This window comes from Thermomonas sp. (assembly GCF_020850895.1).
Lineage (GTDB): Bacteria > Pseudomonadota > Gammaproteobacteria > Xanthomonadales > Xanthomonadaceae > Thermomonas.
The window spans coordinates 1-11,733 of the sequence record NZ_JADZDS010000089.1 but is presented as its reverse complement, the minus strand read 5'-3'; the positions used below and the strand labels follow the sequence as shown (position 1 = coordinate 11,733).

At 64.7% G+C, this 11,733-nt stretch carries 9 protein-coding genes and 2 pseudogenes; 3 read left to right on the top strand and 8 right to left on the bottom strand.

Translation table 11 applies throughout. The features are described 5' to 3' along the window. On the top strand, positions 1-2,026 hold a 2,026-nt coding region (locus tag IT472_RS08325), incomplete at its 5' end, for a TonB-dependent siderophore receptor (protein WP_297180779.1). 225 nt (positions 2,027-2,251) lie between these two features. On the opposite strand, the gene IT472_RS08320 is transcribed toward IT472_RS08325, so the two are convergent. Then, a complete protein-coding gene (locus IT472_RS08320) occupies positions 2,252-2,920 on the bottom strand; it encodes a HutD family protein (RefSeq protein ID WP_297180781.1) in 669 nt (222 codons plus the stop codon). A 17-nt stretch (positions 2,921-2,937) separates the two neighbouring features. Then, positions 2,938-3,279: a ComEA family DNA-binding protein gene (locus IT472_RS08315; RefSeq protein ID WP_297180778.1), complete on the bottom strand. Its 342-nt coding sequence runs from the start codon at positions 3,277-3,279 to the stop codon at positions 2,938-2,940. Positions 3,280-3,506: 227 nt separating this feature from the next. Between IT472_RS08315 and IT472_RS08310 the strand changes: the two are divergent. Both IT472_RS08310 and IT472_RS08305 read left to right on the top strand, forming a co-directional pair. Beyond that, positions 3,507-4,928: pseudogene (locus IT472_RS08310) on the top strand (M20 family metallopeptidase); the annotation flags it as partial. Between the two features lie 348 nt (positions 4,929-5,276). After that, a complete protein-coding gene (locus tag IT472_RS08305) occupies positions 5,277-7,118 on the top strand; it encodes a DEAD/DEAH box helicase (RefSeq protein WP_297180775.1) in 1,842 nt (613 codons plus the stop codon). 65 nt (positions 7,119-7,183) lie between these two features. Here the strand turns inward: IT472_RS08305 and rimM are convergent, their stop codons facing one another. From rimM to IT472_RS08275, 6 genes and pseudogenes are all read right to left on the bottom strand, one after another. Next, positions 7,184-7,705, bottom strand: a complete 522-nt coding sequence (gene rimM, locus IT472_RS08300; protein ID WP_297180773.1) for a ribosome maturation factor RimM — start codon at positions 7,703-7,705, stop codon at positions 7,184-7,186. 145 nt (positions 7,706-7,850) lie between these two features. Beyond that, positions 7,851-8,099 carry a 30S ribosomal protein S16 gene (gene rpsP, locus IT472_RS08295; protein WP_297180771.1) on the bottom strand — a complete coding sequence of 83 codons (249 nt, stop codon included), beginning with the start codon at positions 8,097-8,099 and terminating at the stop codon, positions 7,851-7,853. A 160-nt stretch (positions 8,100-8,259) separates the two neighbouring features. Then, positions 8,260-9,618 (bottom strand): GGDEF domain-containing protein, encoded by a 1,359-nt coding sequence (locus tag IT472_RS08290; protein WP_297180769.1) that lies wholly within the window; start codon positions 9,616-9,618, stop codon positions 8,260-8,262. A gap of 12 nt (positions 9,619-9,630) precedes the next feature. Beyond that, positions 9,631-10,095 (bottom strand): carboxymuconolactone decarboxylase family protein, encoded by a 465-nt coding sequence (locus IT472_RS08285; RefSeq protein WP_297180767.1) that lies wholly within the window; start codon positions 10,093-10,095, stop codon positions 9,631-9,633. Between the two features lie 19 nt (positions 10,096-10,114). Continuing rightward, positions 10,115-10,957: an isocitrate lyase/phosphoenolpyruvate mutase family protein gene (locus IT472_RS08280; RefSeq protein ID WP_297180765.1), complete on the bottom strand. Its 843-nt coding sequence runs from the start codon at positions 10,955-10,957 to the stop codon at positions 10,115-10,117. Next, positions 10,957-11,733 (bottom strand): annotated as a pseudogene (locus IT472_RS08275) (signal recognition particle protein); the annotation flags it as partial. The gene IT472_RS08280 and the pseudogene IT472_RS08275, both read right to left, overlap by 1 nt.

Below are 11,733 nucleotides of genomic sequence, written 5' to 3'. Positions count from 1 at the left end.
GGCAGGGACCACCGACCCCAAAAAGCTGGACGGCGTCACGGTGGTCGGCCAACGCTACTTGCCCGATTACAGCATTCGCACCACGCGCGGCGGTACCCGCACCAACACGGCGCTGCTGAACGTGCCACAGGCGGCCACCGTCGTCACCGACAAACTGGTGGCGGACCAGGCCTTGACCAGCCTCGGCGATGCCTTCCGCTACATGCCGGGGATTGGCACCGCGCAAGGTGAAGGCAACCGCGACACGCCGGTGATGCGCGGGATCAGTTCCACCGGGGATTTTTACGTGGACGGCATCCGCGATGACGTCCAGTACTACCGTGATATGTACAACCTCGACCGCGTCGAGGCACTCAAAGGCCCGAATGCCCTGGCGTTCGGACGCGGCGGCAGCGGCGGCGTCATCAACCGCATCCTGCGTGTCGCCGATGGCATGGACCACCACAGCGGCAGCGCACAATTCGGTTCCAACATGCGTCGTCGCGGAACATTCGATTACGGCACCGGAATCGGCGACAGCGCGGGCTTCCGTGTCAACGCGGTCTATGAAAATTCGAACAGCTTCCGTGACGACAGCCGGCTGAAGCGCTACGGCGTCAATCCGACCTTCAACATCGACTTCGGCGCATCCACCTCGCTGCTGCTCTCCTACGAGCGTTTCCACGACGAACGCACGACCGACCGCGGCATCCCTTCGTTCCAGGGCCGTCCCGTCGCAACTGCCCCGACCACCTTTTTCGGCAATCCCGACGCCAGCGAGACTTGGGTGGACGTCGACGCATTCGATGCCACCGTGCAACACGCGTTCACCGAAAACCTCACCTTGCGTAACCACTTGCGCTGGGCCGGTTACGATAAGTTCTATCAGAACGTGTTCCCGGGTGCCGTGGATACCACCGGAACCTTCGTCACCCTAGCCGCCTACAACAGCCGCACCCAACGCACCAACCTGTTCAACCAGACTGACCTGGTCTGGGAAACCAGCGGCGGCGGGATGCGGCACACCGTCCTGTTGGGTGGTGAAATCGGGCGCCAGTCCAACGACAACTTCCGGATGACCGGCTACTTCGCACCGGGCACCAACGTGGTCCCCGTGGCATCGCCAAACGTGGATGTCGTAGTCGAGTTCCGGCAAAGCGCCACCGATGCCGACAACCACACCACGGCCCGAGTCGCGGCGGTCTACCTGCAGGACCAGATCGAATTCTCACCGCGCTGGCAGGCCATCATCGGCTTGCGTTACGACAACTTCCGCATCGACCTGCGCAACAACCGGAACGGCCAAGTGCTCCACATTTCCGACAGCATGCTGTCACCGCGCGCGGGGTTGATCTTCAAGCCCAGCGACAGCGTTTCGATCTACGCCAGCTACAGTCAGGCGTTCCAGCCCCGATCCGGCGACCAATTGGCCACGCTGACCGCCAGCAATGCGTCGCTGGAACCGGAAAGCTTCAGCAACCGTGAAATCGGCGCCAAATGGGATATCCGTCGTGACCTGCAAGCCAGCATCGCCATGTATCGGCTGGTTCGAGGCAATGTCGCCATCGTCGACCCCAATGACGCCACGCGCATGTTGTTGGTGGATGGTCAATACACCCGTGGCGTCGAACTCGGCCTCGCCGGCCGCATTACCGACGCATGGCAGGTGATGGGCGGCGTGGCATGGCAGACAGGCGAGATCACCACCACCCAATCGACCACCATCATCAAGGGCAACCGCTTGGCGCAATTGCCGCACCTGACGGCATCACTCTGGAACCGGTACGACTTCACGCCGCGGTTCGGTGCGGGCCTGGGGCTCGTCCATCGCGGAGCGCTGTACGCCAATATCGACAACCGCGTGACCTTGCCGGCTTTCACGCGCGTCGACGCCGCGCTGTACTGGACGCTGACCCCGGAAATGGAAATCCAGCTCAACGTCGAGAACCTTGGTGACGTGCTCTACTACGCCAGCGCCCACAGTAACAACAACATCAGTCCGGGCGCGCCGCGCAGCGCGTGGTTGACGGTCAACTACAGGTATTGAACCCGTCACCGCAATCCCGCAACGGCCCAAGTCCAGTGGTTCCAGGGGCAGTGGCTCCAAGGGCAATCACCGAAAAGCGCGACCCGCTCGCAACCTTTGAACTGAGCCGTACCCGGGTTGCGCAGCACATGGAGCACGCTGCGCAACCCGAACAAGGTGCGGCACGTCCCTGTGCCGCCGCGACAGCGGTTCCCTTGCTGTCGCGTTGATCTGGCATCCGCGCAATCAGTCGGGGCCTGGACACGGCCCCTGTGCATGCCGAAGCTCCTGCAGGTGAACGACCAAGGCCTCCCCGGTGCCAGCCAACGCGTGTCGGCTGCGACCGGATCCGTCGGCCCGCAGGACGGCGGTGTCACCCGGCATCAATTCACCGAGACTGGAATCGGCCGAGAATCGGCCATGACCCGTCAGCAGGTGCACCACCCAGGTTTCTCCTTTAGCGGGAAACAGCACCATGGTCCCGGCCAATGGCCTGCGCCACAGGCACGCATTGATGCTGTTCCGCCTCCACATCACGTTGAAATCGCGGCTGGGGCCATCGATGGGTTCACCCACCAGGCCACGTTCCGCCGGAAAGCGCAGGCCGCCGTACGGCGGTCGCAACTCGCTGACCTGGCCATCGTCGAACTGCAGGCGAATGCCATTGCCAGACAGCAGGACCAATTCGCGGTCCACCCCCGGATAGCAAGAGAACGGCGCAGCGACCTCGACTTCAGCGATCGAAAGCCGCCACAGCCAATCGGCGTCTGCGTTCGGCATGCAGAGAATTTCCGAAGACCGCCCGGCACCGTTCTTCCACGCCATGCGGCGGTATTCGGTTGCCCGGATGATCCGCGATGCCAGGGGTGCGGCGGAAAGTTCCGCCGCGCCACTGGGGTCATCCCCATCCAGCATGTCGCCCGCAATTGCACTCATCGCCGCGCCACTGCTTGCGGAGTGCGGACCGGGGCAACGCGACCAGCAGGCTGCACCGCGGGACGCTGATTGCCGACGACAATCCGGTCACGGTTGCGTTCAACCGTTTTCAGTCCGATTCCCCGGACCATGGCCAGTTGCTCCGGACTGCGGAAGGCACCATTGGCCCTGCGGTACTCGACAATGGCCTGCGCCTTGGCTGGGCCGACATTCAGCAGCACGCGGTCTAGGGTCGCCGCATCGGCAGTGTTGATGTTGACGGTCTCGCCGGCAAACGCGCTGCCCACGAGGGCAAACAGCAGCACGAGCGAGGACAGTAGGGTGGAAAGCGGTTTCATGGGTGGCTCCTTGCGTTGATTGGTGGCCCGGTACGCGTCGTGCGAACCGGTGACTGCAGCGTGCCCTTCACGGTGCAGCCAGACTATCGGGAAGCCCCTGTCACTGCGTCGGAGTTCGACCCTGATGTCGGGTAGGAAAATTCTGATCCTGTTGCACCCCGTCGTCAGGGAACACCCGATGCAGGCGCTACAATGGTCGCCTGACCACGCATTCCAACAGGAACGCCATGCACAACATCCAGTTCGATGCAGCACAGGCCCGCGAGTTCATTGACGTCAAATGGAACGATGACATCATTCCGTCCTTGGTCGAGTACATCGGGATTCCTAACAAGTCTCCGCTGTTCGATACCGACTGGGTCAATCACGGCCACATGGCCCGCGCAGTCGACTTGCTCGCGGGCTGGGCAACGTCGCAGCAAGTGGCCGGCATGCACGTGGACGCCCTGCAGCTGGAAGGCCGCACGCCGTTGATTTTCATTGAAATCCCCGCATTTGGCGGAGGCAGCGACGATGACTGCGTGTTGCTCTACGGTCACCTCGACAAGCAGCCGGAGATGACCGGCTGGGACGAAGGCAAGGGCCCGTGGACGCCGGTCATGGAGGGCGATCGCCTGTACGGACGCGGCGGCGCCGACGATGGCTACGCGATCTTCGGCGCGCTGACCGCGATCATGGCGCTGCAAGCCCAGGGCACGCCGCACGCCCGCTGCGTGGTGCTGATCGAGGCCTGCGAAGAATCCGGCAGCTACGATCTGCCAGCCTATGTCGAGCACCTGTCCGACCGCATCGGCAAGACTTCGCTGGTGGTCTGCCTGGATTCGGGCTGCGGCAATTACGAGCAGCTGTGGTGCACGACCTCGCTGCGCGGCATGGCCGGCGGCAACCTCACCGTCGAAGTGCTGTCGGAAGGTGTGCACTCCGGCGATGCCTCCGGGATCGTGCCCTCCAGTTTTCGCATCCTCCGCGAACTGCTCGCGCGGATCGAGGACGCAGCCACCGGCAAGATCCTGATCGATGAGATGCATGTCGAGGTGCCCGCAGACCGACTGGAACAAGTCAAGCGGATGGCCGATGCACTGGGTGACGAGGTGTTCAGCAAGTTCCCGTTTTTGCCCGGCATGACCCCGATGGGCACGGACCGTACTGAACTCGTGCTCAATCGCACCTGGCGGCCGGCGCTGTCGATCACCGGCGCCGACGGCCTGCCGCCGCTGGCCTCGGCCGGCAACGTGCTGCGCCCTTCGACCGCACTCAAGCTCAGCCTGCGCCTGCCGCCGACGCTGGACGGCAAGCGCGGCGGTGAATTGCTGCAGGACGCTTTGCTGAAAGATCCGCCCTACGGCGCGCGCGTCAGCCTGCATCTGGAAAAAGCCAGCACCGGCTGGAATGCGCCGACCATGGCGCCGTGGCTGGAAAATGCGATCGAGCAGTCGAGTCAGGATTTTTTCGGCAAGTCGGCGATGTACATGGGCGAAGGCGGCACGATCCCGTTCATGGGCATGCTCGGCGAGAAATATCCGGAGGCGCAGTTCATGATCACCGGCGTGCTCGGCCCGCATTCGAATGCGCATGGTCCGAACGAATTCCTGCACATCCCGATGGGCAAGGCCGTGACCGGCTGCGTGGCGCGGGTGGTGGCGGAGCACGCGCGGCGGGGAGTCGCTGGGGACTGAGGTCGTCCTCTGGCCGGGTCTCGACCGACTACCCCGGTCGCCTGAGCAGGTTCGGGCATCCTTGGACGCGAATGTCCTCCGGCGCCGGCCCGGGGCCGGAGGACATTCGCGTTCAAGGGTGCCCGGGCGGGCCTGCGGTTTGGCACCGTGCGCTTCGAAATCCGTTTGAATTCGATATCCAGAAGCCACCTTGGATCGATCCACCCATCCCCATCCATCCGCGTCAAAAAGCGCTTTCCTGATACCCGGTCACGAGCCACACGCGGCAACCCGCGTAGAATGAGACCCCGTTTGACTTCGGCGACAACGCCCGCAGGCCGCATGAGCGCCGACACACCTTCCGTTTCCCCGTTCACCGCCTTCGACCTGCCCGAGCCCCTGCTCGCGGCGCTGCGCGATGTCGGCTATGAATCGCCCAGCCCGATCCAGGCAGCCACGATCCCGCCGCTGATGGCCGGCCACGACGTGATCGGCCAGGCCCAGACCGGCACCGGCAAGACCGCCGCGTTCGCCCTGCCCGCGCTGGCCAAGCTCGATCCAGCGCCGGGCAAGCCGCAGGTGCTGGTGCTGGCGCCCACGCGCGAATTGGCAATTCAGGTGGCCGAGGCATTCCAGACCTATGCCAAGCACATTCCCGGTTTCCAGATCCTGCCGATCTACGGCGGCCAGGGTTATGGCCCGCAGCTGCACGCGCTGCGGCGCGGCGTGCACGTCGTGGTCGGCACGCCCGGGCGGGTGATCGACCATCTCCAGCGCGGCACCCTGGACCTGTCGCAGCTGAAGCTGCTGGTGCTGGACGAAGCTGACGAAATGCTGCGGATGGGCTTCATCGACGATGTCGAGACCGTGCTGAAAAGCACGCCCGACACGCGCCAGGTCGCGCTGTTCTCGGCGACCATGCCGGCGCCGATCCGCAACATCGCCAAGACCCACCTGCGCGAGCCGGTGGAGGTGGCGATCAAGGCCCAGACCACCACCGCCGCCGGGATCCGCCAGCGCTACTGGATGGTCAGCGGGATCAACAAGCTCGATGCCTTGACCCGGATCATGGAGGCCGAACCGTTCGAGGCGATGATCGTGTTCGCCCGCACCAAGCTGGCCACCGAGGAACTGGCCGACAAGCTGGCCGCGCGCGGCTTCGCGGCGGCGGCGATCAACGGCGATGTCGAACAGAAGACCCGCGAGCGCACCATCCAGCGATTGAAGGATGGCCAGATCGACATCCTGGTCGCCACCGACGTCGCCGCGCGCGGGCTGGACGTGGAGCGCATCAGCCATGTGCTGAACTACGACATCCCTTACGACACCGAAAGCTACGTCCATCGCATCGGCCGCACCGGCCGCGCCGGGCGCAGCGGCGAGGCGATCCTGTTCGTGGCCCCGCGCGAGCGCGGCATGCTGCGCGCGATCGAGCGCGCCACCCGCCAGACCATCGAAGCGATGAGCTTGCCCAGCGTCGACGCGGTCAACGCACGCCGGGTGGCGAAGTTCCTCGAAAAGATCGACGCCGCGCTCGGCAGCGAAGATTTGACGGTGTTCCGCGATCTGGTCGAACGCTTCGAGACCGAGAAGAACGTGCCGATGGTGGAGATCGCGGCGGCGCTGGCCAAACTCGTGCAAGGCAAGACACCGCTGCTGCTGCCGCAGCCGGCCAAGCCGGAGCGGACGTTCGAGCCCCTGCCCGACCGTCGCACCCGCGACGACGGCAAACAAGAGCGTGTGCATCAGCCCATGCGCAGGGAATCTCGCACGCACGCGACCACGCACCCGGAAGCCCTAACGACAGCAAACGCCGATCCACGCCAGCAACGCGAGAAGCGCCAAGCCCGTACGCACGATCGCCCGGCACCGGAGTTCCCGATGCAAACCTATCGCATCGACGTCGGGCACAACCACGGCGTCCAACCCGGGAACATCGTCGGCGCAATCGCCAACGAAGCCGAGTTGGACAGCAAGCATATCGGCCGCATCGACATCCGCGACGACCATACTCTGGTCGACTTGCCCGAAGGCATGCCACCTGAGTTGCTGACCTACCTGAAGAAAGTCCGCGTGGTTGGCCAGCCACTGCGCATGCGCCTTGCCAGCGACGACGATCGTGCCCCGGGCCGAGTCAAACGCAGGCCAGCCGCGAAGCGCCCCCACGTTCCAAGGCACGACTGAGCTGCGATTTCGCCACCCATCTCCACCGGCGGGTCGCACAGACCCACCCATGGCCAGGAGGGCCCCTAGAACTCCGGATCCCAGTCGACCGTGAGCACGCCGGTTTCGAAGTTGACGCTGCGGACGACGTCCGATTGCAGGAACGGGATCATGCGCTCACGGATTCCAACCACGACCAGCACGTCGTTGGCTCCGGTATTGAACAGGTACGAAACCTTGCCAAGGTCGATTCCGTCCAAGTTGACCACGCGCAGTCCCTCGAGATCCACCCAGTAGTATTCACCCGGCGCGGGTGGCGGCAGTGCAGTGCGCGGCACCAGGACCTCGGTTCCACGCAAGGCCTCGGCGGCATCGCGGTCCTCGATCCCAGCGATCAGCACCACCAGACCCTTTCCGCCTTTCCGAACCTTCACTTCACCACAGTCGCGCTCATTGCCGCGGACGTCGCGAAGCACCCAAGGGCGATAACGTGCGATCGCCTGCTCAGGGACGGTGTAGCTCTCAAGATTGATTTCGCCGCGGACACCGAACGCTCCGTGCAGGTGCCCCACGGTTATCAACCGTCGGCCCACGCTCGGTGCGCTCATCGGCATTCCATGGCGTGAAACAGAACCATCGAGGACGGTGGCGTTTCGAGACCGCGCTCAGCACAGGAACCGGGGTGTACACAGCGGCACATGTGGAGTCCGGGCAAGCGCGCGGCGCAGGAGCGCCGAGCGCAGCAGGCCTTGCTCAAGCGGCCTTGGCCGCCTGCTTGTACAGGTCGGCGACCTTGTCGGTGAACTGGGCGCCACGCTCGAGCCAGAACTTCACGCGCTCGGCGTCGAACTGGACCCGCTGTTCGCCGCCCTGCGCCACCGGGTTGTAGAACCCGACGCGCTCGATGTTGCGGCCGTCACGGGCGCTGCGGCCATCAGTGACGATGATGTGGTAGAAGGGGCGCTTCTTGGCGCCGCCACGGGTGAGGCGGATCTTGACCATTGCTTTCTCGGTATTGCCCAGCGGTCGAAATGACCGGGTAGCCGACAAGTATAGCTGCGATTGCCGCGGCAACCAAGGGACACGCGGCCCCACGCCCCGGTTCCGTCTCTCTGAGCCGACGTCCGCCACCTGATCCGACCCGGCCCAGCCACCCCGGTACCTAGGTGGAATCGACAGTCAAACGGTCGCGCCCAGACGCCTTGCTGCGGTACAGCGCGGCATCGGCGCGGCGCAGCAGATCATCGGAGGACTCCCCTTCCCGTGCCACTGCTGCGCCGATGCTGACGGTCATGACACGCTGGGGCCAGGCATGCCCTCGGAACGCATCAAGGATGCGCTGCCCTGCCAGCTGCACCTGCCTTTCGCCGCCTTCCGGGAGCAGGATCACGAATTCTTCGCCACCGTAGCGCGCCGCCATGTCCTGCGAACGCATGACCGTGCGCAGTATTCGCCCAGCCTCGCGCAGGACATCGTCACCGGCCTGGTGCCCGAAACCGTCGTTGAAATCCTTGAAACGATCCAGGTCGAGCATCAGCAGGGAAAATTCACCTGGCCTGCGCTTTGAATTGGACATCGCGGCGTCGAACGCACGTCGATTGGCAAGCCCGGTCAAGCCATCGCTGTGGGCATCCTGGCGCAGCGCAACCTCCGTGCGTCGCTGGCGCTCCACCCGATCCAGCAAGAAGCCGACCCAGATGATCATGGTCGCCACTGTGCCCCCGGCAACAACCGATGCCAGGGCAAGTGACAGCGACTCCGACATGCCGAGCCAGTCGCGTCCGGTCCTGAGGACGAATGTCATCAACGACGGCAGCAGCAGCGACGGCAGGATCAATCGTCGTGCAAACGCCCCGCCCAGGCTGTCCGCCACGGCAACCCGGGTCAGCCCGGTCGTCGGCACCGACGACAACCAGCCCAGCACCAGCAGCAGCTGCATCGCGGCGGTGAGGATCGGCAGTTTCTCCAGCAGGGCCAACCCGCCGCCTGCCAGGACCTGGCCATAAGTCGCAGCGGACGCCAGAGCGCTGGCAATGACAGCCAGTGCAGCCGCTTCACGCAGCCACAGCGCCCGCTTTGCCACAACCAACAGGCCCACGCCGGCGAGCAGGAGATAGGAAAGCGTCGCAAGCCCGGTCATGTGCGCCGAGGGGCGACCCGCATAGTCCGGGAAACTGACATCCAGCCAGTGCGATTGTGCGTGGGTGGGATCGGACGCATGCAGCCAGAGTTCATGCCCACCCAGCAGGGCAACCAACAGCGACATGGCCATGCTGGCGGCAGGAAACCTGCCAGCCAATAGCAAGGCACTGCCCGCAAACACGCAGGCCAAGGCAGATGCGGCGTGCATCCCGGCTTGCACATGGGCAATCGTGTCCATCGGGCCAACCCCAGCCACCCACAAGGCCAAGACCAGGACCCCGACTGCCAGGGCTACCCACCCAGCCACGCGTGAAAAAACCACGAACCCGCGCACCACCGACGCATTGAATCGAATCCCGTTCTCCGCGGAGTGCGCCATCTGTGCCAAGTCCTAACTGGAATGCGGGCTGACGTAGTCCTTCACCGTGGTCCGGAACGCGATATTGAAACGGTTCCAGCCGTTGATGGCGATGATGGCGAGGGTCAGGTCCACCAGCTGTTTCTCGTCAAAGTGCTTGCGCACTTCGTTGTAGGCCGCATCGGAGACATCCTGGGTGCTGGCCACGCGGGTCACTTCTTCCGTCCACGCCAGCGCGGCGCGCTCCTTGGGTGTGTAGCAATGGGCGTCGCGCCAAGCCGCCAGCAGGTACAGGCGCTGCTCGGTTTCGCCGATCGCCCGCGCGTCCTTGGTGTGCATCTCCAGGCACCAAGCGCAGCCGTTGATCTGCGAGGCGCGGGATTTGACCAGTTCCAGCAGGGATTCCTCCAGCCCGAAGGTGTGAACCTGCTGCTCCAGATGGAGCATGGCCTTGAACGCTTCCGGAGACGCGGTTTGGTAGGCAAGACGCTGTGACATGGGAGTGTCCTGTGAATCGTCAGGAGGGCGGGAACAGCTGTTGTAACGCGTCGTAGCTCATGCGCGCGTCAAGGCCGTCGAAACGGCCACTGTCACGCACCGATTGCGCCGCCTCTCGCGCCGCCGCCAATGCCACCATCGCCAGGCGCGTCGCCGTACTCACCCGCGCCACGCCCATCCGGCCCAAAGCAGCCAGATCCGGCAAGCCAGCGCGGGCACCGATATTCACCGGTGCGGGCAGCGCGTCGCAAAAGCGCCGAATCGTGTCCGGATCCGCCAGCGCGATCGGATAGATGCCGTCGGCACCGGCATCGAGATAGGCACGAGCACGGCGCACGGCGTCATCAAACAAAGCTTCCGCATCCGCACCGCCGACGATCCAATTGTCGACGCGGGCATTGATGAAGGCCGGGATTCCCGCCGCATCCGCGGCCTTGCGTGCCGCATCGATGCGGGCGGCGGCTTCGTCCAGCGGCCGCAAGGACGTATGCGCGATCCCATCTTCCAGGTTCATGCCCACCGCGCCGGTATCCAGAAGAGCACGCACGTTTTCACCGACCAGCACGGGCGTCACGCCGAATCCGGCTTCGAAATCGACGGTGACCGGCACATCGACGACACGCACGATCCGCCGCACCACCACCAGCAACTCTGCCAGCGGCAGGCATTCGCCATCGGGGTAGCCCAGCGACCACGCCACCCCGCCGCTGGTGGTGGCGATGGCCTTGAAACCGAGGCTGGCAAATAACCCTGCGCTGCCGGCATCCCAGGCATTGGGGAGGAGCAGCGGCTGGCCGGTCTGGTGCAGTTCGCGAAAACGCTGCGCCAATGCCTCCCCCGCCGGCCCGCCCGCGGCCTGCATCAGCGCATCATCGGCGGCATGCCGCCGCGCCCGCCCATCATCCCGGACAGGCCACGCATCATGCCCTTCATGCCGCCGCGCCCCAGCTTGCCCATCATTTTTTCCATCTGCTGGTACTGCTTCATCAGCTTGTTGATGTCGGCTGGGGTCAGGCCGGAACCACGCGCGATGCGTGCACGCCGCGAGCCGTTGAGCAGGTCAGGGTTGCGGCGCTCCTTCTTGGTCATCGAATTGATGATCGCGATCATCCGCGGCACTTCCTTGCCGGTGACTTGCTGCTTGACCGATTCGGGGAGCTGGCCCATGCCCGGCAGCTTGTCCATCAGGCCATGCAGGCCGCCCATGTTCTGCATCTGTTCGAGCTGGTCGCGCATGTCGTTGAGGTCGAAGCGCTTGCCCTTGGCAACCTTCTCGGCGAGCTTCTTGGCCTTGTCCTGATCGACCTGGGATTCGACTTGCTCGACCAGCGACAGCACGTCGCCCATGTCGAGGATGCGGCCGGCGGCGCGCTCGGGATGGAACACGTCGAGTCCGTCGGGCTTTTCACCGACGCCGATGAACTTGATCGGCTTGCCGGTGATGTAGCGCACCGACAGCGCCGCGCCGCCGCGTGCATCACCGTCGGTCTTGGTCAGCACCACGCCGGTCAGCGGCAGGGCCTCGCCGAAGTGCTTGGCGGTGACGGCCGCGTCCTGGCCGGTCATCGAATCGACCACGAACAGGGTCTCGACCGGATGCACGGCGGCGTGCAGGGCCTTGATCTCGGCCATCATGGC